Raw genomic sequence first — 26,439 nt, forward strand, 5'->3', positions numbered from 1 at the left:
TTAACCTGCCTCATTTCAGTTTGCCTACTCTTTACACAAAAACTTACATAAAAGTAGTACCAATACAGGTACTTTATAGTTAACTTATTTCTTACAGTAAAAATAAAAACGTAAGTTTGGGGATAACGATATGAAAGTTTTTACAGTTTTAATAGCGCTTTTAATGTTTACAGGCTGTGCATCACAGGCAGTAAAAGATGGCTCTGCAAATGAGGTTTACGCTGAACATGAGTGTTTAGGCGGTGAACTCGAAACTGATTATAGCTATACCATTTTTAGTACAGATGACGAGGACAGCAATAAAGGTTCGGTGAAGTCGACCTGTCACCCGGTTAAAACTGAAAGTGAATTTGAGCGCGACTTACGTACCGGTGGTTAACATCTAATCTAAAGTGGCTTAATTACTTAATTAAGCCACTAATACACATACAAGTTTAATGCTAAAGCGTACTAAGCATCCATATACCCGCGGCAATCATAAATAAGTTTTCACTTAGTGAGATAAAGCCGAGCGGCACATTACTGTCTCCACCAACACAGGCGCATTTCAGCTCTCGTTTATCGATATACACAGCCTTAATAACCGATACCGCACCTATGCCACCAATAAATAGTGAAAAGGGTGCTACAGCTAAGGCGGGTAATTCAGCCACCATACCAATCGCTACATACGCCTCGATAAAGGGATAGACATAGGCATAGGGCACAATGCGCATCGCCAGTAAGTCATAGGTAATAAATGAGTTAGAAAAGCTGAATAAATCTTGCAGCTTTTGTATCGCTAATACCGCCATTGATAATGCCACGAACAGCATCAGATTTTGCATAGAAAATAAAGCTTCACCGCTGGCATAAGTAAAACCGCAGCTTAGTAACATGGTCACTGCAAAAATCGCTAATACAGGGGTGTAACTAGTACCTTGCTGACCTGCCTCGGGCAGATTAAAAAAGTCGCGCAAATCATCGTAACCACCAATGCGTTTATCATTGATAAAGGTTTGTGGTGTGGTTTTTACATCATGCTGCTGTTTGAATTCGTCAGTTTGCTCACGGCTGGTTAAGTGACGGTCATCAACATCGTAGCCATGACGCTCTAATAAATCTTTTGATTTTAAACCGAATGGGCAAATATGCTCATCGGTCACCATGCGATATAAAATTGCAGACTTAGACACAGTGCCTCCTTGTAAAAATGCCTTGAGTACTGCGTAAAAGTTGCTTAATTACACAGTAAATAAGGGCAAATTCTTGCTATAACTGGTTACTTAATTAACAGCTACAAGGTTTGTGCCAGCTTTAAGCATAAAAAAACCTTGTGGCAGCACCACAAGGTTTTAAAATTGACTCGCAACTCGCAACTCGCAACTCGCAACTCGCAACTCGCAACTCGCAACTCGCAACTCGCAACTCGCAACTCGCAAAGCTAGTTTATCTCATCGTTACAAACTCTTCTGAGCCAGTCGGGTGAATAGCCACAACAGCATCAAAGTCTGCTTTGGTTGCGCCCATCTTCATTGCAACAGCAAAGCCTTGGATCATTTCATCAACGGTAAAGCCAATGCCGTGTAAGCCAACAACTTTTTCGTCTTCGCCAGCACACACTAGCATCATGTTACATGCTTGACGGTGCTGAGTAACTGCTGTGTACATTGCTGCAAAGCTTGATTTATATACTTTAACGTTATCGCTGCCATATTGATCAATCGCTTGCTGCTCTGTTAAACCAATTGTGCCGATTGGTGGGTGGCTGAATACCACTGTAGGTACTAGCTCGTAATCCATTTTTAAATCATCAGGTAATTCTTTATTGAATAAACGCTCAGATAAAATGCGACCTGCTTTAACGGCTACTGGCGTAAGTTCAATACCGTTTTCGATGATATCGCCAACTGCGTATACGTTTTCAGCTGTGGTGTTTTGGAATTCGTCTACTTTAACGTAACCACCTTCAGTTACTTCAACACCTGCCGCTGCAAGGTTGATCTTGTCAGTTGTAGGTGTACGGCCAATTGCCCAAATAACTTCATCAACGTTTTGGCTGTGACCATTTTCAAAGTGAATTGTTAAGCTACCATCGCTTTCTTTAACCACTTCTTTTGGTGTGCACTCAGTGTGGAGAGTAGGGCCTTCTTTTGCCATAATATCGACAAGCGTATCAACGATGTATGGGTCAAAAGTACGTAGTGGTTTGTTTTTACGAACAAACAGATGTGTTTCTGTACCAAGGCTATGAAGTACACCTGCGATTTCAACGGCAATGTAACCAGCACCAACCACAGCAACACGCTTAGGCTGTGCGTCTAGCTCAAAGAAGCCATTTGAATCAATACCAAGCTCAGCGCCTGGGATGTTAGGAATAGTAGGGCGACCACCAACAGCAACAAGGATATGGTCTGCCGTGTATAGCTCACCGTTAACTTCAACTGTTTTGTTATCAACAAACTTAGCAAAGCCATTGATTACAGTTACACCATTGCTAGATAAGTACTTGTTGTAACCTTGGTGAATACGGCCTATATACGCTTCGCGGCTTTCAACTAATTTAGCCCAGCTAAAGCTTTTTAATTCAACATCAAAGCCGTAGTCAGGTGCATATGCGTTAATTGCTTCAGCAATTTGTGCGCCGTGCCACATAACTTTCTTTGGAACACAACCCACGTTTACACAGGTGCCACCCATGTGTTTTGCTTCAATAAGAGCGACTTTTGCGCCACGCATTGCTGCACGGTTTGCAGAGGCAATACCGCCACTACCACCACCAATTGCAATGTAATCAAAATGCTGAGCCATAGTTTGTCCTCAAAAATAGATAATTCTTTATTAATTAATCGATTTAGTAATAAGTTGATAATAGCATAATAAAGACCAAGGTTAAGCCCCTTGTATTTCATCAATTCGCCCCAACTTCAAAATCATCTTCGCATAAAATTTGAGAACGAAAATGACAATTGCAGAAAATAACCCACTCATTGGTTTAGAAGGGCTTCCGCCGTTTTCTAAAATTAAACCAGCACACGTAGTGCCAGCATTAAAAGCAGCGATTGCTGAGTGTCGTACCAAAATAGATGAGGTACTGGCAACTAAATCATACACATGGAATGATTTGGTGCTTCCGCTTGAAGAAGCTGATGACAAGTTATCACGCTTATTTTCACCGGTATCACATATGAATTCTGTCGTTAATAACGACGAGCTACGTGAAGCCTATGAGCAATGTTTGCCGTTGTTATCTGAGTATTCAACGTTTGTTGGTCAGCATCAAGGTTTATACGATGCTTACAACGCGCTTCACAACAGTGACGAATTTAAAACACTAACGATTGCCCAGCAAAAAACCATTACTAATGCACTGCGTGATTTTGAGCTATCTGGTATTGCTTTAAAGCCAGAGCAACAAAAGCGTTATGGCGAAATCAGTGCGCGTTTATCTGAGCTGGCCTCTAAGTTTGGTAACAATGTCATGGATGCCACACTCGCTTGGCAAAAGCACATTACAGATGAAAGCGAACTGGCTGGTTTACCAGAGTCTGCGTTAGCCCTTGGTGCTGATACAGCTAAAAGTAAAGAGCTAGATGGCTGGGTATTCACGTTAGATTTTCCATCTTACTTACCAATCATGACTTATGCTGATAACCGTGAGTTACGTGAAGAGTTTTACACTGCGTTTGTGACGCGTGCCTCTGATCAAGGCCCTAATGCCGGTGAGTTTGATAACTCTGCTATTATGAGCGAAGAGCTTGCCCTGCGTCATGAACTTGCCGAGTTACTTGGCTTTAACAGCTACGCTGATATGTCATTGGCGACTAAAATGGCAGAAACGCCAGAGCAAGTTTTCTCATTCTTAGAAGATTTAGCAGCTAAGTCTAAACCACAAGCTGAGCAAGAGCTTGCTGAGCTAACAGCTTACGCAAAAGATAAGCACGGTGTGACTGAACTGGCTGCATGGGACTATGCTTACTACGGCGAAAAACTTAAGCAAGAAAAATACGCGATTTCTGATGAAGTACTACGCCCATATTTCCCAGCTAATAAAGTTTTAAGTGGTTTATTCACTACTGTAAATCGTTTATTTGGCATTAGCGTAAAAGAAGTCACAGAGTTTGATACTTACCACCCTGATGTACGTTTTTTCGAAATTTACGATAGTAGCAATACTTTACGTGGCCGTTTTTATCTAGATTTATACGCTCGCGATCGTAAGCGTGGCGGCGCGTGGATGGATGACTGCATGGGTCGTAAAGTACGTGCAAACGGCGAATTACAAACCCCTGTTGCGTACTTAGTGTGTAACTTTAATAAAGCAGTGGGTGATAAGCCTGCTTTGTTTACGCATAACGAAGTGACTACGTTATTCCATGAGTTTGGTCATGGTATTCACCATATGTTGACACAAGTTGATGCTGCGCCAGTTGCAGGTATTAACGGTGTTGCATGGGATGCGGTTGAGTTACCAAGCCAGTTCCTTGAAAACTGGTGCTACGAAGAAGAAGCGCTAAGCTTTATTTCGGGCCATTACGAAACAGATGAACCGTTACCAAAAGAGTTATTAGATAAACTCCTAGCGGCGAAGAACTTCCAATCAGGTATGCAAATGCTGCGTCAGCTTGAGTTCTCGTTGTTTGACTTTACTATTCACCATACTTACAAAGCCGGTGAGCCATGTAACATTCAAGCAACTCTTGATGATGTGCGCAGTAAAACGGCCGTTGTTAAAGCGCCTGCATTTAACCGCTTTCAGCATGGCTTTAGCCACATTTTTGCGGGCGGTTACAGCGCAGGTTATTACTCTTACAAGTGGGCTGAAGTACTTTCGGCTGATGCGTTTTCTAAATTTGAAGAAGAAGGCATCTTTAACCCAGCAACGGGCGAAGCTTTCTTAAAGAACATTTTAGAGAAAGGGGGCAGTGAAGAGCCGATGGAGCTATTTAAAAAGTTCCGTGGACGCGAACCACAAGTTGATGCACTACTTAGACACAGCGGCATTGCTGCATAATAAAGTTTGTTGATCTAAAGCGCCGTAAGGCGCTTTTTTTATTAATATTTCTTCGCAAAATCACGCTCTCGTACTATCCTTCTTAAAAAAGAGTTTATAGGAATTAAGCATGTCAAAACTTGTATTAGCCATTGATGATGATAAATATATCCATCATGTGATTGAGGAATCGCTATCGGGCTTTTGCACACTGATCCATGCTAAAAATGGCGACGAAGGATTAAGACAGGCGTTAAAGTACAACCCTGATATCATCTTACTAGATATCGAAATGCCGGGTAAAACGGGCTTTGAGGTATGTAACGAATTAAAAGCTAACCCGCAAACAAAAGACACGCCTGTGATGTTTTTATCGGGTAAAGCTGACCTACCAGACCGTGTAAAAGGTTATAACGCGGGTGCAGCTGACTACATTGTAAAACCATTTAATGCTGAAGAACTGATGGCACGTATTCGCGTGTTATATCAATATCGTCAGCACTCTAAAAAGCTTAAAAGTGATGTAGAGCGAGCGCAAATCACTGCCGAAATCGCGATGACAGATTCAGGGGATATGGGTCGTATAATGCGCTACGTTGGGCAAAGCTATCATGCACACGATATCAAAGCCTTATCTGAGCATATGTTTGAGTTTTTTAATCCGATGGAGCTCGATGTCGTACTGGCGTTTTGGTATCAAGATGTAGGCATATTTTGTAGTGCTGAGGGCGGGGTGTGTCCACTTGAGCAAGAGCTGCTCGAAAAACACCGTGATGCAAATCGCTTTGTTGATTTTAGCCATCGCACTATTATTAATTACCCTAAAGTGTCGATGCTGATCAAAAACATGCCACTTGATGATGCCCAGCTTTATGGTCGTTATAAAGATCTATTTCCGCATATTCTTGAGGTGACTAACGCCAAAGTACAAGATATGGAAAACAATGAGCGGGCACTGACTCAGGCGCAGCAAATTGGTAACTCGTTTAATGAGTTATCTGATCAAATGTACCAAAACAGTGATTCGCGCGAACATGCTGTAGAGAAATTTGCCGCCCAACTTGATGAGCTAAATAAGTCTATTGAGCAAAGTGGTTTATCGGGCAGCGACGAAGTCGCATTTCACTTGCAGCAATTAAAGCAAACTCAGCTAATATTTACCTCACTGAATGAAGACTTATCGTTTATAAAGTTTCAGCTAAAACATATTATCGAATCGCGTAGTGAGCTTTTAGCGAGCTTACAGAAAATGGCTGAGCCGAGTGAGACCGAAGATGTGACCTCACAAACGGATATCGAGCTATTTTAAGCCATGCTATACTGGCGGCGAATAATATAGCTCGGAGTTTTGCGTGGTAATTCATTGTCCTTTTAAAGAAATGCGTCCTTATTTAGATGCGATTGAACAGCGTTTTGGTTTGGCCGAATGGGCTGAACAAAATGCAGGCTTTTCGCTTCATTATGACGACCAAGGTCTTAGCCTGAAGAAAAAGGACGAGCCAAAGCTTGGTGCTATTCATGTTGATTTTGTAACGGGTGCTGCAGCTCATCGACGCAAGTTTGGTGGTGGTAAAGGGCAGGCAATAGCTAAGGCTGTAGGGTTAAACAAAGGTGCCACGCCAGTAGTGCTTGATGCCACTGCAGGCCTTGGCCGCGATGGTTTTGTACTGGCATCACTAGGCTGTAAAGTGATTTTGCATGAACGCCACCCAGTGGTAGCTGCACTATTATTTGACGGCCTAGAACGCGCCTATAACGATGCTGAAATTGGCCCTTGGATGAAAGAAAACATGAGCCTAGTGTTTGGCTCAAGCCATACTTTACTAGCGCAGTGTAGTGATACACCTGATGTTGTGTACTTAGATCCTATGTTTCCTCATCGTGAAAAATCAGCCCTCGTTAAAAAAGAAATGCGAGTATTCCAAGAGCTTGTTGGCGGAGATAGCGATGCCGATGATCTATTAGAATTTGCTTATCCGCTTGCTAGTAAGCGAGTCGTTGTGAAGCGCCCTGATTACGCCCCATTTCTAAATGACAAAACCCCGAGTATGCAAATCAAAACCAAGAAGAACCGCTTTGATGTATACGTAAAAGCTGCAATGGTCTGATACCATCCGCAATATTAAGCGAATTGGTATTTATTTAACCCTTTTGGGTTAGTTGTTATCGCTTTTACCTGTTATTTTTTACGGTTTACATCAAATTGTCATAAAAGGTTAATATTCTACGCGCGTAACGTTACTTGGGAATATCGTTTATGCGCGTGTCATCATTTACTCGGCTATTGGCCGTTTTACTCACACTCGCCAGTATCTTACTGGCAGCCACCCTGTTCTGGGCTAGTCAAACCTTACTCGGCTTAGAGCAGCAAGATAACGCTTATAATAAGCTGAAAAACACCATCATTATTGATTTAAAAAGTTACCTTGATGATTATTTAGAGCAAGGTGACAGCCAACACTTAAATAAAGCCTCAACGCTGATTAGCGATGTTAAAAAGCAGCATTTAGCTGAGCTACCTAAAGATCTAGCAGGTCAACTAAATAGCCAACTGACGGCCCTCGATAAAGACATTAACGGTAAGTATCGCGCTTTAGGTAAGCTATCGGGTAACGAAATGGCACTGCTCGATAACTCGTTAAGACAAATGGCAGGCTCTGCCTCTTCGTTAATTGGCTATGCACGTAAAGCCGAGCCGCAAACAGCGCTTGCGCTTGAATATTATCAACTTGCTGCTGACTACTACAGCGAAGTGACATCACTTGCTTTGTATACGTACAAGTTAGTGATCAACTTTGATCAAGACACTAAAAACAGCCTTAATCAAAGTGTTGAAAACTTAAATGCCCTTGCTACTAAAATCGACAGACTCGAAAACCTAGGTGTAATGAGTGAAGTGGATGAAGACGCTTTATTCTTTGGCGAAGAAGCAGAAGATTTAGCCGGTGATATTAAAGCTGAGCTAACAAGCTGGCCTAAACGTTTCCCTCGTGATTTAGCATCAACACTTGAGCAAGCTGAGCAACGACAAACCGGCATGCAAGCACTGCGCGAACAAATCGGCGCGTTGTCTGCAACGGTGCTCGGTGCAGAGCAAAAACTAAAAGATGAACAAAGCCAGCTTAAGCAACAAGTGTTTATCGTGTTTTGTGTCGCTATTGGCATGCTGGTGGTTTTAGCGGCGGGTGTGTATTTCGTACAGCGTAACCAAGTGCTTAACCCATTGCGCCAATTGCGTGATGGCTTTGCCTTCTTGATTGAAAGTAATGAGCTTAAAAACATTGAGAGTAAGAATCCGAAAACCGAGGTTGGTGAAATTGCTCATTACTTTAATCAATTGATTGAACGCCAGCGTGGTGAGGCAGAAGAGCGAGCACAAATGCTTAAGGTTATTAACGACTTTATGCTAGAGATGAGCGAGCACTTACATACCATTGCTCAGCAAACGGATGCCAGCCACTCTCAGGTTGAACAAAACCAAGGTTTACTTACTGATATTCAACACATTGGTGAGCAGGTCAATAACATTAATGGTCAAGTTGCTGATAACGCCAAAGAAACCTTTGGTGCGATGGAGCAGAGCTTAGGCTTTGCCGACAGCATGTTAACCGCAAGCTCTCGCACTGAAGAGCGCGTTGAGCAAGGTCTAGATAGCTTAAAAGAGCTATTAAAAGGCGTTGATGATGTTGGCCAAGTTATTGAGGTGATCAAAAACATTGCTGAGCAAACAAACCTACTGGCATTGAATGCGGCGATTGAGTCGGCACGTGCAGGTGAGCATGGTCGAGGCTTTGCGGTTGTCGCTGACGAAGTACGAAAGCTTGCCAGACAAACACAAGGCTCGCTTGATGATATCAATAATCAGCTAAACCGCCTAAGTGAAAACTCAACCATGGTATCAGAGCAAATTAGTGCACTGGCTACTGATGCCGAGCTACAAACACAAAATGCTCAAGAGCTTAAACGTAACTCAGAAGGTGTTGCCGATAACGCGCAAGATGCTAATAAAGTCGCGTTTGATGCTATGGAGCTTGCTAAACAGCAAAATGCCTTACTCGAAAACTTTAGCCAATCAATGCAGAGCATGAAAGGGCAGGTAAGTGAATCAAACTCACTGGTTAGTGATATTCAGCACCGCCTACAAGAGCAAATGCACACCATTAAAACCAGCTTAGGTTTATAACTCTTCAAGGGCGAGCAATGGTTTGCATTGTTTGCCCTTAAATCATGCGGTATTCAATTTTTTGGGTATATACTCTGTACTCTTATTTTCTTTCAAGGAATTACAATGATCGAACAAGGCCAAACTTTACCTGCAGCAACCCTTAGTGAATTAACTAGCGAGGGCATGCAAACCCTATCAACAGAGGCATTATTTGCAGATAAAAAAGTAGTGTTATTTGCGGTGCCTGGTGCATTTACGCCAACCTGCTCAAATGCTCACTTACCTGAGTTTATTACGCTAGCCGATAAAATTACCGCGAAAGGTGTTGATGCAATTTACTGTGTATCGGTGAACGATGCATTTGTAATGAAAGCATGGGGTGAAGCTCATAACGCTGAGCATATTCGTATGTTAGCCGATGGTGATGCAAGCTTTACTAAAGCACTTGGTCTAGATAAAGACACAGCTGGCTTTGGTGGCGTACGTTCAAAGCGTTATGCGATGATCGTTGAAAACCAAACGGTAACAGGGCTGTTTGTTGAACAAGACAAAGAGTTTGTAGTAAGCCGCGCTGAAGCTGTGCTCGAAAAGCTTTAATAGCAATTCGTTTTATTGATATAAGTACAAAAAAGCCGGACGTAAGTCCGGCTGAAAAGTCCCAGGGGGATACTGGGGAGATCAACTATTAAGGTTGATACTGTGCATCCAATGTTACACCAGAGAAAGTACGGTAAGCATTTAAGCTTAAGTGCCACGTACCTGCTTGTGGATTACTGAATGTACATGTTTCTGCGTTACCGTTTTTGTACGGACGACAGTCATAGCTAGATGACGTTGGTTGGCTACCAAACTTAACGAATAAGTCAGCATCACCCGAACCACCAGACGTCGTAACAGTGAAGCTTGCCATACCTGCTGGTACTTCTAGCGTGTAGTGTTTCCACTGACCAGCACTTGCAGAGATATCAGTCACAGTGCCGCCACCTGCTTGTGGTGAACCTGAGCCTGAACCACCGCCAGAAGTTGTTAAATCACCCACAAGGCTAACACCTGAGTATGCAGAGTAACCATTGAGCATTACATGGTAAGTGCCTGCTGTTGGGTTATCGATAGAACATACTTCGTTGTTACCGCCTTTATACGGGCGACAGTCATAGGTTGACGTTGTTGGTGCGCTACCTGCACGAACGTAAAGGTCAGCATCACCTGTACCGCCACTCATTGTGAAGGTTACGTTAGTTGCACCTGTTGGCACTTCCATTGTGTAGAAAGTTTGGCTGCTAGCAGATCCACTTAAACCTGTTAGGGCTTGACCATCTTCTAACACATTGCCTGTTGGTGGTGGCGGTGTTGTGCCTGATGCTGCTGCCACAGCGGCTGCTGCATCAACAATACCTGTACCACAGCTTGTACATGTTGCAGGGAAAGAACGAGTTGTTGATTTTAAGATGCTTTCGATTTCATCTGGCGTTGCAGATGGTTTAGCTTGCTTGATTAGCGCTGCTACACCCGCAACATGTGGTGCTGCCATCGATGTACCTTGCGAGTAGTGATATGAATCGCTGCTTGGGCTTGTAGAGCCTGAGTTGTGTGTTGATAAAACACCTTCAGAGTCATTCGCAAAGCTTTGTGCGCCACCCGGTGCTGCAACATCAATGTTGCTACCGTAGTTTGAGTAATAAGCACGACCACCGTTACGACCAACAGATGCAACGTTTACAACACCATTACAGTTACCTGGGTTGTAGTTTGCAGAGTTATCGTTATCGTTACCCGCAGCGATTACGATCACAGTGCCGTTGTTTCGTGCTTGGTTGATAGCGCTTTGTGTTGTAGAGCTACATGAACCGCTACCACCTAAACTCATGTTGATAACATCAGCAGGGTTAGCGTTTGCTGGTACGCCAGAAACCGAACCACCTGAAGCCCAGATAATACCGTCAGCGATATCAGAAGTTAAACCACCACATTTACCAAGTACACGTACAGGAACTACTTTCGCATCGTATGCAACACCGGCAACACCTTCACCGTTGTTAGTTACTGCCGCAACAGTACCCGCAACGTGCGTACCGTGCCAGCTTGAGCTTTGCGCACCATGTGTGTAACCACATTCGTTAGCGCTGATTGCATCACCCGGATCGCGTGCATCGCTATCACGACCACCCCCATCGTTAGCTACAGACACGTTAGAGATCATGTCATAGCCAGGAAGGATGTTGGCATTTAAATCAATATGTGGGCGGTAACCTGTATCAAGTACCGCAACAACCACACCGCTACCCGTTGCTGTATCCCACGCAGTAGGAAGGTTAAGACCACCCGCTTGCTCGTAGTAGTGCCATTGGTCGTCGTAACGTGGGTCGTTAGGCGTTGCAAATGGCTTTAACATTTGGTCGATTTCGATGTATTCAACGTTACCTGATGCAACCATCTCTTGCATGAATTCTTGTGCTTCTTGAGCAGAAAGTTTTTTATCAGCACGCATTACGTGGTGATTACTCATCGCCATTGCACGAACATATTGTGCTTTTACTTTACCTTTTTTACTGGTGAAGTTTTTAACAAAGCCTTTTGCTTTTTTGTTCATCATACTCGGCGTTTGTTCTGCTGCCGACATTGTCATCATTTCATCACTGTTGTTTTTATACTTGATGATGAATTGTGTACCAAAGCCTTCTTGACCTTGTAATTTCGCCGCAGTTTCCTGCATAGATGGTGACATTAGTTGGTTTGGAGTAGCCATTGCTGCCGTCGTCCCAAACAACGCAGTCAAGCTCAGTGCAATTGCGCACTTCTTCAAGTTGTTGTTAGTTGTCATAATGATCCCTAGATTGTTATGTAAATCTCCACGATATTTTTCGCGAAGGGGGACAAAGGTAAAATAAATGTAAATTTAGTTAAAATATCGTTTTATTATGGTTGTCTCTATTTTGGTTATAACTAAATGTATAGACGTCTAAAATAGTCTTTTTATGGTGCTTTTTAGTAGTTTTCTCATAATAAAGTTATAATTTTGTTGTTTTGAGTTTTTACTTTATTTCGTTTTTTGGTTTTATCTTTTTTGTAAAAACACCTCAGTGTTAACACAGCAGCGACAATAACTTGTTATAATCAGCTAAATTTTTTTAGTGAGTATGAGTAATGACCCAAGTAGATGTAATTGTGATTGGCGCCGGTGCCGCAGGTTTGATGTGTGCTGCACAAGCTGGCTACCGTGGTCGCAATGTTACTGTGCTTGATATGGGCAAAAAGCCGGGCCGTAAAATATTAATTAGCGGCGGCGGACGTTGTAACTTCACCAATGAAAATGCAAGCCCAGACAACTACTTGTGTGGTAATCCTCACTTTGTAAAATCGTGTTTAAGCCGATACACCCAGCATGACTTTATTGAGCTGGTGGACCGTCACGGCTTGGCTTATCACCATAAAACACTGGGTCAGTTATTTTGTGATAACAGCGCTCAAGATATCGTTGATATTCTTCTAACTGAGTGCGAGTGGGCGGGGGTTAACATTGCTCTGCGTAACGAAGTACTCAGCGTGACTAAAACCGATGCGGGTTATGAAGTTATTACCGAACAAGACAGCTATCAATGTGAGTCGTTAGTTGTCGCATCGGGTGGATTAACCATGCCTAAGCTTGGGGCATCGCCAATTGGTTATAAAATTGCTGAGCAATTTGGTTTAACTGTGCTGCCAACCATGGCGGCATTAGTGCCATTTACGTTGCACCAGCATGATAAAGATCGCTTTGATGGATTATCGGGGATCAGCATTCCTTGTCTGGTTACCAGTGAAGATGGCACCCAGTTTAAAGAAAACATCTTGTTTACTCACCGTGGCCTGTCGGGCCCAGCGATTCTGCAAATCAGCTCTTTTTGGCGTGCAGGGCAAACTGTGTACATCAACTTGTTACCCGAGCTCGATTTAAAACAGCAGCTTGAGCAGTGGCGTCAAAGCCAAGGGCAGAAGTCACTAAAAAATACCCTTGCGACAATTTTACCAAAACGCTTTGTTGAAATGCTGCATGACACGAAAGCGATCCCTGATTGCAATGTAAACCAACTAAGCCATGCACAAATCGACGCATTACATGACTACATTCACAATTGGCAAATTAAACCCAACGGCACCGAAGGTTACAGAACAGCCGAAGTAACGCTTGGCGGTGTAGACACCGACGAGTTAAGCTCAAAAACCTTCGAAGCGAAAAAGTCACCGGGCCTTTATTTTATCGGCGAAGTCACCGACGTCACCGGTTGGCTAGGCGGCTATAACTTCCAATATGCCTGGAGCTGCGGCTTTGCAGCAGGGCAGTATTGTTGAGTTACTAGTTACTAGTTGCGAGTTGCAAGGGGAAAGGTGTTAGTGGTTAGTGGTTAGTGGTTAGTGGTCAGGTCACAGGCGCTAGGCTCTAGGAGCTAGGTTAGCACTTGCTTGTAGGTCGTGCTTTAGCGCGCTGGAGGGATTTGTAATCCGAAACTGAAAAGTACCAGAAGAACAGCATTTAGGTTGATAAGACATGAATCTAAGGAAAGATGAAAACAAATTAATCGGTAAGCATGTTTTTTTAAACGGTAAAGTTGTGGCGGATAAAATGGCACAGCGAATTGATTATTTAAAAAATAACGTAATGTTAGTCGTTGCATATTCCGATGATGGGTGGTCAACTTTACTGCGAGATCCTAATGATGGGCGTCTTTGGGAGCTAGTCTACGACGACTCAAGCTTTCATGGCGCAGGTGCACCGAGTTTGATTCACTTAACGCTGGATAATGCGAAAAACAAATACAAATTCAAGTAAGAGAATTAATGAACAGCTAACGCTGTCGAACAAAGCCTCGCACTCGCAGACCTAAGGTTTGCACTAGCGGGGCTTTGTTTTTTCTGGAGTAGCTTGCTTGGATTTTGTTTTCAAAACTGGCTAAGCTGCTCAATGAAAAGAACCGCTTGCTGGCATGGGTGAGGTAGTGACAAAAGCAAGACCTAACCCCATGTGTTTAAAGCGAAGAAAAAGGTGCATGATTTTTAATGACTGAAATTACAAACATTCAAAGATTGGTCTGTAGTGAATTTAATGCTGACTTTGTATCATCTCCCGAAGATATGAAAGTTGGGATTTCTCGTAACGTCAAGCAAGGGGTTATTCCTATTAATGGACTAAGACATTCCCCTGAAGGAGATACAACAGGTTGGTACATTTGGGGTGGAGAAGAGTTTTCTGAAGAACCTGATTTTTTCGTTCCTCTTCATGTTGCTCATTTAAGTGAGAGGTGTCCTGATATCAAAAAGTATCTTGCGCTACCTCCGGGTTATAGGTTTTTAATCGCAGGAGATTATGTTGATGTTTGGTTTGATGAGTCTTTATTAAATATTTGACGACATAGTTTGAATTCTAAGCTTCACACTCGCGGGGGTTTTTTGTTGTTTTCAACTTTGATGATATTCTCGATAGATTAATTAATTGTGTGGTATCCAATTTAAGATGAAAGGAATAACTCATCTGCTAGAAGTTCAACAGAAGTGTTGTGAACACTATAGTGCACAATATACACCAGTTGACGAGGAGCAAATGGTAGTAATATCTGACGGTGTATATGAGGGGCTGCCTTTAGAAGGAGTTCGTTACCCTTCACCGGACCATATGAGCGGTTGGTGGTTAACCACTGACGAATATAATGGAGATATTTCGAGTTTAAAAACGGTTCACTTTACTCATATTGTAAAATATAGACCTGAAGTAGCTATTTATATGGCTTTGCCACCTGGTTATCGATTCATGCTGGGTGGAGGGCAAGAACATGTTTGGTTTGATGAAAAAGTAGCAAACGACAAATAGATAATATCTTTTTAATTCAGAGCTTCGCACTCTCGGGCTTTGTTCTTAATAAACATGGCTCAAAGAAGTAACTCGATATCTTATATTTGCACCTAAAGCCTAGCACCTAGCACCTAGTAACTAAACTAGACAACTATAATGTTACCCATTTATTTTTCATGCATATGATTGGTGATAAGTAGTTAAGCAAAACCATTGGGGATAAGCTAAATCATTTTCTGACGCCATGTGCGAGGTAGTGGCAAAAAGCAAAAGCCCATGTGTATGTAAATAACCTAGATCAGTAAGTATAAAGCTGGAAGAAAATGATTATTGAAATTACGAAGTGGTCCACGGGTTTTAGAAAAATATCTTTTAATAAGGTATTGCGTCGAGAGTTGAAAATGACGATTGCAGAGGCAAAGACCACTGTGAATGAAATTCTTGTGGGAAATATTGTAAGGATGCCATACACAAAAGAGTTGGAACTCGAGATTAAGAAAGCAGAATTATCTTACGACCTTATTGATGATTAAAAATTAAGAGGATTCTACCTTAGTTTGAATCCAAATATATTCTTAGTGGAATCTGGGGTTGTTTTCAAAAACAGTGACTCAAAGAAGAAACACGATGTCTTTTATTTGCGCCTAGCACCTAGCACCTAGCACCTAGCACCTAAAACCAAGAATCAATACTTGCCACCACAAATGACGCCCTACATAATTTTGATAGCTGATAGCTGATAGCTGATAGCTGATAGCTGATAGCTGATAGCTGATAGCTGATAGCTGATAGCTGATAGCTGATTTATAGTCTATTCTTTCATTTTACTGAGTAGTAATAATGTATTGGACTCGGGTTGCCCATGAAACTTAATGACGTACAGATGTTTGTTAATCCTATTTATCGGTTAATAGAAATTACACCTATCCCTGTCATTGTTTCCTCACCTAGCGGCAAACTCGAATATGCAAACCCGGCACTAAAACAACTCTTAGGTTACGAAGGCGATGAGGTGTACGCAGATGATGTTGTTATAACTCATGCTGATGACAGAGAGTTAAATAAAGCTATTCGTGCCAAGCTTAATCAGTTTCCTGAGCAGCCATTACAAATCGAAAAGCGTTACATGCATAAGTTGGGTCATGCAATTTATTGTCAGCTAAATATTGTTGCCGAGATGGATAATGACGGTAATGTTGTGCGTTATATTTCGCAAATTATTGACTTAACAACAGTCAATAAAGAGGCGGCCGCGGATATTTTGCTGACCCATTTGGTTGATAAATCGAATGATGCCATCTTTGTTGCAAACCCTCAGTTTGGTCAAATCCTTAATTGTAATCAATTTGCTTATAGGTGCTTAGGTTATGAAAAGGAGGAGCTTTTAAAACTAACCATTCCAGACATTAACCCTGACTACGATACCAAGGCTAAATGGCAAGAAAGGGTGGCGCGTATAAAAGCTCAAGAAACCACTATTTTTGAGTCGTGCTTAAAACAAAAAGATGGTCAGGTTTTTCCTACAGAAGTGAGTGTGTGTCATATCGACCATCAAGGGAAAAGCTATCTTCTTGCGATTGTGCGTGACATTTCAGCTCGAAAAAATAAAGAGCAGGCTTTGATTGAGCTTGCGAATCTTGACCCGCTTACTCAATTACCGAACCGTCGTTATCTAGAGCAATTATTAAATGATGTATTTAGTGAAAATGGTGATGTGGCTGAAGGAATGGGCTTTATTTATATCGACTTAGATGATTTTAAACAAATCAACGATCAGCATGGTCATACACTAGGCGATGAAGTTTTGGTATGGGTTGCAAAGCAACTTAAAGCTGCCGTCAGAAGTACCGATTATGTGATAAGAATGGGGGGAGATGAGTTTTTAGTGACTATTTCAGGCGTAACTAACACGACGATTCTGAATCGCTTGGCACATAAAATTGCGGATCAATTTTCAGCCCCTTTCAGTTGTAAAGGTAAGTCAATTGAAGTCACAGCAAGTATCGGTGTGACAGCACATTTTCTCGGCGATGGTGTGTATGCAGCAAACCAGCTAATTGAAGAAGCGGATGCGGCTATGTACCAAGCTAAAAAGCAACCCGGAACAACCATCATTCATTTCAGCTAATGGTTTTAACGTCTTAAGTTGCTCTGAAACTTGAAACTTTCCCCTCAAGCAGCCACTTCAACACAATTACGGCCGTTACTTTTCGCTTTATACAATGCTTTGTCGGCAATGGTGAGGGTTTCTTTCACGGTTGTTGAAGCATGAGCTACGCTATGTACACCAATACTCACGGTAAATTGCACGGTTTGTACTTCATCAATGGTGATGTAGGTTTCTTGGGCTTTTTGGCGAATTCGCTCTGCAATTTGCTTGGCATCAAGTAGGTTACAATTGAGTAGTAACACAAACTCTTCGCCGCCGTAACGGCAGGCAATATCAGCAAGGCCTTGCTCTGAGGTGAGTATGTTGGCAAAAGCGATAATGACTTTATCGCCAACATCGTGACCATATGTGTCGTTGATGTTTTTGAAGTGGTCGAGATCAGCAATTAGGAGGGTTAACTCTTGCTGATTACTTGCCATAGCGGCAATCAATTCCTCACTTTTTCTGTCAAAGTAACGGCGGTTATACAGGCCTGTCATAGGATCTGTATCGACCAAGCGATTGAGCTCAGTTTGCTGTGCTTTAATTTTTTCGAGGCTCTTAATTCGATAAGAAAGAATAAACGCCATCATTAACGCCTCGAGCAAAATACCTATGCCTACACCGTGGCTATTTATCACGTTTGCGTCGCTGATCCCCTTGTAATAAAGCACTGCCAGCATATTGAAAATAACGAACATAGAGTGGCCGAGCAAAAAGTATTTTGCCAGTGTGTTACCTTTGCGCCACAGTGAAATAGATACCCCAAATGTCACTGTCATCATTAAAGCAGCCAAGCTGCTAGCAGGTTTTAATGCCCCCACAATATCGAACAAGCTATAGATAAAGTCAGCAACCAGTAAGAACAAAATAATCGACAGCGCGATATGCTCTTTAGGGTAGTGCTTCTTTGTTTCGAAAATGAGCATTACAAAAATTACTAAAAAGCTTGGCATGCTCAGTAAGTTAGAATTGAGCTGTAATAGCTCAGCACTAAAAATACCAAAGAAGTTAGCAGCAACACCATAAGATAGCGCCACCCAAACCGTGCCAGAGATAAGATACAGGGCGTAAACAATGTTCTCGATTTTACGGGCCGATAAATACAAGAAGAAGTTATAAATCATCAGCGCTAACATCATCCCGACAAGTAGCGCAATGTAATTACCGTTCCCGACAAGGGCTCGCTTTGAATGCTCTTCATCATAAATCGTTAGTGCAAACCACTGATGAGAAAAGGTGACGCTTTTTACGTAAATTGTTTTTTGTTGGTTGGGGGCAATATAAAACGAAAACACGGCACTGCCACCAAACATGTTGGCTTTAGGCCCTGTTTTATCAAGTTGAATAACCGATTGGTTTATCAGTTGTCCTGATTGTGTTTCGTAAAAGCTGACTTCTTCTAAATGATAGGCATCTGGGTTATGCACAAATAAGCGTAGGGTATCGCTGTAGCTATTTTTTATAACTATTTTTGACCACGTCGTTTTAGCGTTGGTGCCTAAAGTAAGCTCGTTTGAACTGTTGATAAAATTTTGCTGCTGAACTTGTGAAAGAGGCATAGTGCCTGTGCTATCAATAAAATAGCTCATAGCAAATTGAGTGAGGTCAACGCTACGTTGATCGATATTAACAATCGGGGAGTTATCGGCACGGCTTTGGCTAGTCATGCTTAGGCATAATGAGTAGAAAACAAAAAGCAGTAAAAAGCGCGCAATCATCCCTAATGCCTGTGTCCAATAAATATAATGATAAAGTTTTATTTTTAACGTAAACCGCTGCCTTGTCGAGTAAATTATCAACGAAAATAAAAAAGCCGCTAATTTAGCGGCTTTGTCGGTTGCGAAAATAAGAATTAACGTAGGTCGAAACGATCTAGCGTCATTACTTTAGTCCATGCTGCTACGAAGTCATCAACGAACTTTTGTTTAGCATCGTCAGAGGCATACACTTCAGCAATTGAACGTAGCTCTGAGTTTGAACCGAAGATTAAATCTACTGGTGTTGCTGTCCACTTAAGTTTGCCTGACTTACGGTCACGGCCTTCGTAAACACCTTCTTCAGAAGACTTAGACCACTTCGTTGACATATCTAATAGGTTAACGAAGAAGTCGTTGCTTAATGTGCCAGGTTTTTTCGTGAATACACCGTGTTTAGTTTGGTCAGTATTCGCGTTAAGGGCACGCATACCACCTAGTAGTGCAGTCATTTCTGGTACTGATAAGCTTAATAAATCAGCACGTTCAACTAACATTTCAGCCGGTGATTTCCATGCTGAGCTGTAGTAGTTACGGAACGCATCTGCTGTTGGCTCAAGTACTTCGAATGATTCAACGTCAGTCATTTCTAATGACGCGTCCATACGACCAGGCTTGAACGGTACTGCGATAGAGAAACCCGCGTCGCTTGCTGCTTTTTCGATTGCAGCCGCACCACCAAGAACAATCATATCTGCTAGTGAAATTTCTTTACCGCCAGATGCTTTTTTGTTGAACTTAGTTTGGATTTTCTCAAGTTTGCTAAGTACTTTAGCTACTTCTTTCGGGTTGTTTACCGGCCAATCTTTTTGCGGAGCAAAGCGAATACGTGCACCGTTTGCACCACCACGCATATCTGTGTCGCGGTAGCTTGCTGCTGAAGCCCAAGCAACACGGACTAGTTCAGATACAGATAAACCTGAATCTAAGATGCTAGCTTTAAGTGACGCGATATCTTTGCTATCAACTAGTTTGTGGTCAACCGCAGGGATATAGTCTTGCCAAATTAATACTTCTTCTGGCACTAAGTCACCTAGGTAACGAGCACGTGGACCCATATCGCGGTGGTTTAGTTTGAACCATGCTTTAGCAAATGCCAGTTCGAACTCTTTCGGGTCGTTTAAGAAACGCTCTGAAATCTTACGGAACTCAGGATCTGCTTTTAACGCGATATCAGTTGTGAACATGATAGGCGCATGACGCTTACCTTTAATGTGCGCATCTGGCACTAGGTTAGACGCTTGACCATTTTCAGGGATCCACTGAGTCGCACCTGCAGGGCTCTTAGTTTTAACCCACTCAAAGCTGAATAAGTTTTGTAGGTAGTTGATTGACCAACGTGTAGGTGTCACTGTCCATGCACCTTCAAGACCTGAAGTGATGGTATCTTCAGAGTGACCTTTACCACATTTGTTTTTCCAACCTAAACCTTGCTCTTCGATACCTGCTGCTGCTGGCTCTTTGTCTAAACACGTCGCTTTTTTCGCACCGTGTGCTTTACCAAAGCTGTGACCACCGGCGATTAGCGCAACGATTTCTTCATCGTTCATTGCCATGCGGCCGAATGATAAACGAATGTCTTCTGCAGCTAGAAGTGGATCAGGGTTACCGTGAGGGCCCTCTGGGTTTACATAGATTAAGCCCATCTCAACTGCCGCTAATGGGCCTTTAAGTTTACCTTTTTTGTCACGACGTTCGTCAGTTAACATTTTGCCTTCAGGGCCCCAGTATACGTAATCTGGTTCCCAATCGTCTTCACGACCACCGGCATAACCGAAGGTTTTGAAGCCCATTGATTCAAGCGCAACATTGCCTGTTAACGCCATTAAGTCAGCCCAAGAAATGCTGCGACCGTATTTTTGTTTAATAGGCCAAAGTAAACGACGCGCCTTATCAAGGTTCGCGTTATCAGGCCAGCTGTTTAATGGGTCGAAACGTTGTTGACCACCGCCTGCGCCACCACGACCATCAAAAGTACGGTAAGTACCTGATGCGTGCCACGCCATACGGATGAAGAACGGACCATAGTGACCGTAGTCAGCAGGCCACCAATCTTGAGAATCAGTCAATACTTTCTCAATATCAGCTTTCACAGCGTTTAGGTCTAACTTTAAAAATTCTTTTTTGTAATCAAAGTAAGGACCCATAGGATCAGACTCTGCGCCATGGGCACGAAGTTGGCTAAGATCTAATTGCTCTGGCCACCAGAATTGGTTTGATTTGATGTTGTTTGTAGCTTGTACGCCTGTTGCCACCAATAGTGATACCGCAACAGCTACTTTAGACAAAGCTGACGTTGATTTCTTAAACATTGTGTTGTCTCCAGTTAGAAGTTGGGTGAAATATAGATTTGTTCTGGTTAACTTTCCACTTACAAACTGGGGTTTAAATCGATTGATAAAATCGAAAAAATAGATGGTGTGATTGATTTTATAGAACAAAGCCAGCAAAAATGCTGGCTCTGGGGGAGGTTTGCAGTAAGCTTTAATTTAGCTTATTGCTTATTCTTCAATAAAGGGTACACCATTTTTGATCCACTCAGCGGCTGGTTTGCCTTTTAAGTAGTGATCAAAATATTCCATCATGCGTACTGAGAAATCCACTTGGTTAGGGAATTTCTTCAGGTGATGTGGTTCACCTTCGTATTGTAAGAAGGTGGCATCTTTACCTGCACGACGAAGCGCGAGGTAATATTGAACACCCTCGTGCCATGGCACAGCATCATCTTTGTCACCAAACATAATCAGAATTGGGGTATTCACCTTATCTGCGAAGAACACTGGTGAGTTTTCGATGTATAGCTCTGGGGCTTCGAATAACGTTTTACCAATGCGACTTTGACCTGTTTCGTATTGGAACTGACGCGCAAGGCCTGATTTTAAGCGAATACCACTATAAGCACTGGTCATGTTAGATACTGGCGCACCCGATACAACTGCCTTAAACATATCTGTTTGAGTGATCATAAAGGCGCTTTGGTAGCCTGCCCATGAGTGACCTTGTAAACCAATTTTATCTGGATCAGCAATGCCTAAATCAATTAACTTTTGAGTGGCGTTGATCATCGTTTGAGTTGACGATTTACCTGGGTGACCAATTTCAAAACGGATATCAGGTAAGAAAATCGCATAACCATTTGAGGTAAACATCGGGAAGTTAGGGCGATGATTTAACTCCATTTTTGGGAAGTCATACATGCGTTGGCTCATATAACGGTAGAAGTACACAACCACCGGAACCTTATCGCCTTTTTTGTAGCCCGCAGGCTTAATTAATACGCCTTGTAAATCTTCCCCATCAAACCCTTTGTAGCTAATAAGCTCAGGTTTTTCACCCCATGCAAAGTTGCTAATTTGTGGGTTTAGGTTGGTAACACGTTGTGGCTTTTTAAAGCTAAAGTCAGTTTGGTAGTAATCAGGGAATTGCTGATATGTTTGTGCAGTAAATAGGTATTTGTCGGCATTTTTCGCCTTTTTCACTACATCAAAGCGCTTTTTACCCGAAAGTACTTTGCTTACTTTATTGCTTGTTAAGTCAAGTTTGGCAATTTCAGTTTGCTTATCTTGCAGGTTCTTTGCACTTAGCAATAATGTTTCGTCTTTGGCAAAGCCCACTTGGTCTTTATCAAGTTTAATAACACGATATTGGGTATTGGTTTCTTTACCTTGAGTTAGGCGCGTTGCTTTTTGTGTTGTGACATCAAAAGCCCAAATATCAAATTTACTGTAAACCAGTACTTGGCTGCTGTCGTTTAACCAGCCTGCAAAACCATAACCCGGTTGAGGTGATGGGTAGTCATGCTTATCATCGGCAAAAATAGCATTAATTGCTTTAGATAAGGTTGAAACCTTGTTGTTACCTAAATCTTTTAGCTGAACTTGGCTGTCTTGGAAAAATGCTGCAAATTGACCATTAGGCGCAAGGCTTGGTCTAAACGGATAGTCGCTGACAATAGCGGTTTGTTTACCGGTTTTAACATCAACACTGAAGTAATCTGCGTAAAAACCGCCATACATAACACGTTCTAGGTACGGTCGGTCTGAATAACCTAATAGCGCTTCGCGATGAGTATTTAGCGAAACCTCAGGCATGTTAGGCGTGCTTAACTGCACAACTTGCTGACCATTTACATGATATACCGCTTGGTAATGACGAAGCTTATTCGCTTTGTTCCATTGCTGCTCTTCGCGTGGCTTAATTTCAGCGTCTTTATTGTGCCAAACGTTTAGGCCCTTTTGGTCGCGAATGGTATCGAAATCATATAAAGAGGCTTCATCTTTGTATTCTTTTAGGGCAACTTTTGCAGCGAGTTTAGGGTGGTTTTCAAAGTACAAACGAGCACCATTTTCAGACCATTTTAGCGATGCTGTTTTGCCGATAGTCCAGCTGCTATCTGTAGAGTTAATGGTTGAAAGTGTGCCGTTTTGTAAAAGCTGTAAGCTGTGGTCGCGACGGCGTGTATCATCATTAACGTAATTACCAACTAACAGCGCTGCGGTATTACTGTTTGGTTGCCATGCAATTTTATTTGCAACCACACCTGGCTCATCAATCAGTACACTCGTTGCAAAGCCATTATTAAGGTCAACTAACACTACTTGGTTGTCGGCCCCATCACTGTAGCTTTGGCTTGCTAGTAATTGCTCGCCAGTGCTGCTCATCGCATAGCTAAATACATTATTTACAGTGTGAGTGGTTTTGTCTTGTAGGTTAACAAGCACTAAATCAAAGCTTTTGTCTTTTTTGTCTGGCTTGATTTCGCTGCTGTTTTCGTCTTTTTCTTCGCTGTCTTTTTTATCAGCTTTCTTATCGAGTCGGTAAGCAAGCCATACACCATCATCTGATAACGCATAGTCTTTTACATCGTTAAAGGTTTGTTGCTCACCATTTTTAGTATTCACTAAAACAAGGTTGTTTTTTAGCTGGTCTTTTTTCTTGGTAGTTTCTTTTTCAAGTAGGGTAGGTACCTGAGTAAAAGCGACCCAGTTTGCTGCTTTATTAATAGTTGGGCGAGTACCACGCTCAACGCTAGTTAGCAGGGTGTTGTTGTTTAATGTATAAACCTGACCTTGTGCATTACCGCGATAAGGGTCGGCACTAAAGCTAAGAATTTGGCCATCTTCAGAAAGTTGGGTGCCTTTTGCGTATTTAAAATCAAACACGTCTTTAAATTGCAGAGCTTCTTTCGCACCAACCTGTGCACTACCAAGGCTTGTCACCAAGGCTAAGCTCAAAAGTGATAATTGCGCTTTCATTCATCTTTCTCGTTGTTTTTAAATTGATGCACCCAGTGTAGCGTTTTTAATAAACAATTCGAGTAGATACGATAAGTGGCGTGTTTGGGGAGGTGGAAGGGGGAAGTTACGAGGGGAAAGTTGCTAGGGGAAAGTTGCTAGGGGAAAGTTAGCGAGATTAAAGCTTGTAGGCGTGAAATTTATTTCACGAGAAAAAATTGCACAAAGAGAAGTGAATGAGAAAAGAATGAGGAAAGTTAGAAAGCAGCTTGCTAACTTTACTCTTTCCCCTAGAAGCTCGCTAACTGTTTGGAATTCAATCTGATAGCTGACGGCTGAAGGCTGACAGCTCCAACTTTACTCTTTCCCCTAGCAACTCACTACAACCAAATCTTTTGTAGTTCTGGCCATTGTTTTTCAAATTGTGCACTTGGTTTTGCTTTGAAGTCGCTGCGCACGAATTGGTTCATCTTACCTTCTACATAGGCGAGTAAGAAGTTGGCTAGGGTGCTTTCGTCTGACTGGAATGCTTTACCTTCGCGAAGTTTGCGTTCGCGTAGCACTTGCTTGAACTGAGTTTCTAGCTTTTCAAATAAGCCTTGTACACGTTCACGTAAACGCTCTTGTTCACCTTGTAAGGCATCACCGGTCAAAATGCGGGTAATGCCCGGGTTTTTCTCGGCGAAGGCTAGCAATAACAGCAAAATATTGTATACACGTGTTTGGCTTTCTTTCTCATTTTCTAAAATGAGGTTAATGCGTGATAACAGGGTATCTTCAATAAACTCGATTAGGCCCTCAAACATCCGTGCTTTACTCGGAAAATGACGATATAACGCAGCTTCAGACACACCTACCTCAGCCGCGAGTTTTGCGGTGGTGATACGTTGACCTGGGCTGGTTTCTAACATTTGTGCGAGTGCTTGCAGAATCTGCTCTTTGCGATTACTTCTTTTTGTCGCAGGCATGACCATTCCTTTCTTATAATTTATTACTTGCGCTGTTGGGAGTCAGACAAGCCATTTTTTGTGCAAATGAGTGGCTTATGTTAATGTTTTATTCAGTTTCTTTCCAGCATTTTTACAAACGCTTGGCAAGCTCAGTCATTACGCTCATGGCTAAATCTTTTTTACTTCCCATTGCTAAATCTAGCTGCTCATTGTGCCAGAAGAGTGTTAAAGCATTATGATCAGAATTAAAGCCAAGGCCTTCTTTTGATACGTCATTTGCGCAGATCATATCGAGGTTTTTGTTCTTTAATTTACCTTGAGCATAGCTTGCAACATCTTGAGTCTCTGCCGCAAAGCCAACGGTATAAGGGCGGTTTTCGCTAAGCGCAGCGACGTTAGCGATAACATCTGGGTTTTTAACTAAGGTAAGGGTCAGTTCATCACCTTGCTTTTTCATCTTTTGCTCATGAATTGCAGCTGCACGGTAATCAGCCACTGCTGCACAGCCAATAAAAGCATCCGATTGCGCGGCTAGCTTCATTGAGGCAGCGAGTAATTGCTCAGCACTTTCTATATTAGTAAGCAGGGCATTGGCAGGTGCTTTAATTGTTACGGGGCCTGAAATCAGATTTACCTTTGCACCTAGCGCAAGTGCAGCTTCTGCAAGGGCATAACCCATTTTGCCTGAGCTGTGGTTAGAGATATAACGAACTGGGTCGAGGGCTTCTCGGGTTGGTCCTGCAGTAATCGTGATGGTTTTGCCTTTAAGTAATGGCTCTACTTCAGGTTGTGTACAAAGCGCGACTAACTCATGAGGCTCTAACATACGGCCTGCGCCTACATCACCACAAGCTTGCTCGCCTTTACCAGGGCCCCAAATAGCCACGCCGCGCTCACTTAGTGTGGCAAGATTTGCTTGTGTAGCAGGGTGGGCATACATTTGTTGGTTCATTGCAGGCGCAACCGCTACCTTTGCAGGGGTAGCCAGTAGTAGGGTTGTTAGTAAGTCATCCGCAATACCCATCGCCATTTTCGCTAAAATATTACTGGTTGCAGGGGCGACTAAAATAAGGTCTGCCCATTTGGCAAATTCGATATGACCCATTGCGGCTTCTGCTGCTGGGTCGAGTAATGAATCAGAAACAATCTCACCGCTAACCGCTTGCATAGTTAAAGGAGTAATAAAGTGTTTTGCTGAGTCGGTCATGACGACTTTTACTTCACAGCCTTGATCTTTTAAACGGCGAACAAGTTCTGCGCATTTATAGGCTGCAATACCACCACTCATACCTAGCAGGATTTTTTTATTTACTGATTTTGTCATTACGTGAAATTTAACCTTTGTCGATATGGGCTAACGATAGCAAATCTTTACCGATAGCATGAAG

20 protein-coding genes are annotated in these 26,439 nt (G+C 42.5%); 12 read left to right on the top strand and 8 right to left on the bottom strand.

Annotation, left to right across the window (positions count from 1 at the left end):
- Window positions 1–130 precede the first annotated feature (130 nt).
- Window positions 131–379 carry a hypothetical protein gene (locus tag EXT43_RS14420; protein WP_171037169.1) on the top strand — a complete coding sequence of 83 codons (249 nt, stop codon included), beginning with the start codon at window positions 131–133 and terminating at the stop codon, window positions 377–379.
- Between the two features lie 61 nt (window positions 380–440).
- On the opposite strand, the gene EXT43_RS14425 is transcribed toward EXT43_RS14420, so the two are convergent.
- Window positions 441–1,175: a glutaredoxin family protein gene (locus EXT43_RS14425; RefSeq protein WP_130167284.1), complete on the bottom strand. Its 735-nt coding sequence runs from the start codon at window positions 1,173–1,175 to the stop codon at window positions 441–443.
- Window positions 1,176–1,428: 253 nt separating this feature from the next.
- Complete coding sequence (gorA, locus tag EXT43_RS14430) at window positions 1,429–2,790, bottom strand: glutathione-disulfide reductase (protein WP_130167285.1); 1,362 nt, start codon at window positions 2,788–2,790, stop codon at window positions 1,429–1,431.
- Window positions 2,791–2,941: 151 nt separating this feature from the next.
- On the opposite strand from gorA, the gene prlC reads away from it, so the two are divergent.
- From prlC to EXT43_RS14455, 5 genes are all read left to right on the top strand, one after another.
- Window positions 2,942–4,993, top strand: a complete 2,052-nt coding sequence (prlC, locus tag EXT43_RS14435) for an oligopeptidase A (RefSeq protein WP_130167286.1) — start codon at window positions 2,942–2,944, stop codon at window positions 4,991–4,993.
- A 109-nt stretch (window positions 4,994–5,102) separates the two neighbouring features.
- Window positions 5,103–6,281: a response regulator gene (locus tag EXT43_RS14440; protein ID WP_062565980.1), complete on the top strand. Its 1,179-nt coding sequence runs from the start codon at window positions 5,103–5,105 to the stop codon at window positions 6,279–6,281.
- 43 nt (window positions 6,282–6,324) lie between these two features.
- Window positions 6,325–7,080 (top strand): class I SAM-dependent methyltransferase, encoded by a 756-nt coding sequence (locus EXT43_RS14445; RefSeq protein WP_130167287.1) that lies wholly within the window; start codon window positions 6,325–6,327, stop codon window positions 7,078–7,080.
- Window positions 7,081–7,229: 149 nt separating this feature from the next.
- Window positions 7,230–9,155: a methyl-accepting chemotaxis protein gene (locus EXT43_RS14450; RefSeq protein ID WP_130167288.1), complete on the top strand. Its 1,926-nt coding sequence runs from the start codon at window positions 7,230–7,232 to the stop codon at window positions 9,153–9,155.
- Window positions 9,156–9,260: 105 nt separating this feature from the next.
- Window positions 9,261–9,734: a peroxiredoxin gene (locus tag EXT43_RS14455; protein ID WP_063529354.1), complete on the top strand. Its 474-nt coding sequence runs from the start codon at window positions 9,261–9,263 to the stop codon at window positions 9,732–9,734.
- Between the two features lie 88 nt (window positions 9,735–9,822).
- Here EXT43_RS14455 and EXT43_RS14460 read toward each other — a convergent pair whose 3' ends face one another.
- Window positions 9,823–11,958 (bottom strand): S8 family peptidase, encoded by a 2,136-nt coding sequence (locus EXT43_RS14460; RefSeq protein ID WP_130167289.1) that lies wholly within the window; start codon window positions 11,956–11,958, stop codon window positions 9,823–9,825.
- Between the two features lie 323 nt (window positions 11,959–12,281).
- On the opposite strand from EXT43_RS14460, the gene EXT43_RS14465 reads away from it, so the two are divergent.
- The 6 genes from EXT43_RS14465 to EXT43_RS14490 all read left to right on the top strand — a co-directional run bounded on the left by EXT43_RS14465 (window position 12,282) and on the right by EXT43_RS14490 (window position 17,089).
- A complete protein-coding gene (locus EXT43_RS14465) occupies window positions 12,282–13,466 on the top strand; it encodes an NAD(P)/FAD-dependent oxidoreductase (RefSeq protein ID WP_054563381.1) in 1,185 nt (394 codons plus the stop codon).
- A 196-nt stretch (window positions 13,467–13,662) separates the two neighbouring features.
- Window positions 13,663–13,944 carry an Imm27 family immunity protein gene (locus EXT43_RS14470; RefSeq protein ID WP_130167290.1) on the top strand — a complete coding sequence of 94 codons (282 nt, stop codon included), beginning with the start codon at window positions 13,663–13,665 and terminating at the stop codon, window positions 13,942–13,944.
- 227 nt (window positions 13,945–14,171) lie between these two features.
- Window positions 14,172–14,519, top strand: a complete 348-nt coding sequence (locus EXT43_RS14475; RefSeq protein ID WP_130167291.1) for a hypothetical protein — start codon at window positions 14,172–14,174, stop codon at window positions 14,517–14,519.
- A 106-nt stretch (window positions 14,520–14,625) separates the two neighbouring features.
- Window positions 14,626–14,979 (top strand): hypothetical protein, encoded by a 354-nt coding sequence (locus EXT43_RS14480; protein WP_130167292.1) that lies wholly within the window; start codon window positions 14,626–14,628, stop codon window positions 14,977–14,979.
- Window positions 14,980–15,284: 305 nt separating this feature from the next.
- Window positions 15,285–15,494 (top strand): hypothetical protein, encoded by a 210-nt coding sequence (locus EXT43_RS14485; protein WP_130167293.1) that lies wholly within the window; start codon window positions 15,285–15,287, stop codon window positions 15,492–15,494.
- A 329-nt stretch (window positions 15,495–15,823) separates the two neighbouring features.
- Window positions 15,824–17,089: a diguanylate cyclase gene (locus tag EXT43_RS14490; RefSeq protein WP_130167294.1), complete on the top strand. Its 1,266-nt coding sequence runs from the start codon at window positions 15,824–15,826 to the stop codon at window positions 17,087–17,089.
- Window positions 17,090–17,133: 44 nt separating this feature from the next.
- Here EXT43_RS14490 and EXT43_RS14495 read toward each other — a convergent pair whose 3' ends face one another.
- The 5 genes from EXT43_RS14495 to coaBC form a co-directional block, all read right to left on the bottom strand.
- The gene (locus tag EXT43_RS14495) at window positions 17,134–18,780 is read right to left on the bottom strand and encodes a diguanylate cyclase (RefSeq protein ID WP_240701506.1); all 1,647 of its coding nucleotides are present in this window, start codon (window positions 18,778–18,780) and stop codon (window positions 17,134–17,136) included.
- A gap of 185 nt (window positions 18,781–18,965) precedes the next feature.
- Window positions 18,966–21,179, bottom strand: coding sequence for a catalase/peroxidase HPI (katG, locus tag EXT43_RS14500; RefSeq protein ID WP_130167296.1), 2,214 nt, complete (start codon window positions 21,177–21,179; stop codon window positions 18,966–18,968).
- A gap of 189 nt (window positions 21,180–21,368) precedes the next feature.
- The gene (locus tag EXT43_RS14505; RefSeq protein WP_130167297.1) at window positions 21,369–24,122 is read right to left on the bottom strand and encodes a prolyl oligopeptidase family serine peptidase; all 2,754 of its coding nucleotides are present in this window, start codon (window positions 24,120–24,122) and stop codon (window positions 21,369–21,371) included.
- Between the two features lie 359 nt (window positions 24,123–24,481).
- Window positions 24,482–25,069 (bottom strand): nucleoid occlusion factor SlmA, encoded by a 588-nt coding sequence (slmA, locus tag EXT43_RS14510; protein WP_054554189.1) that lies wholly within the window; start codon window positions 25,067–25,069, stop codon window positions 24,482–24,484.
- Between the two features lie 112 nt (window positions 25,070–25,181).
- Complete coding sequence (gene coaBC / locus EXT43_RS14515; RefSeq protein WP_062565966.1) at window positions 25,182–26,375, bottom strand: bifunctional phosphopantothenoylcysteine decarboxylase/phosphopantothenate--cysteine ligase CoaBC; 1,194 nt, start codon at window positions 26,373–26,375, stop codon at window positions 25,182–25,184.
- Window positions 26,376–26,439: the final 64 nt, after the last annotated feature.

The organism is Pseudoalteromonas sp. CO109Y, from assembly GCF_004208935.1.
In the GTDB taxonomy this organism is placed as follows: domain Bacteria; phylum Pseudomonadota; class Gammaproteobacteria; order Enterobacterales; family Alteromonadaceae; genus Pseudoalteromonas; species Pseudoalteromonas shioyasakiensis.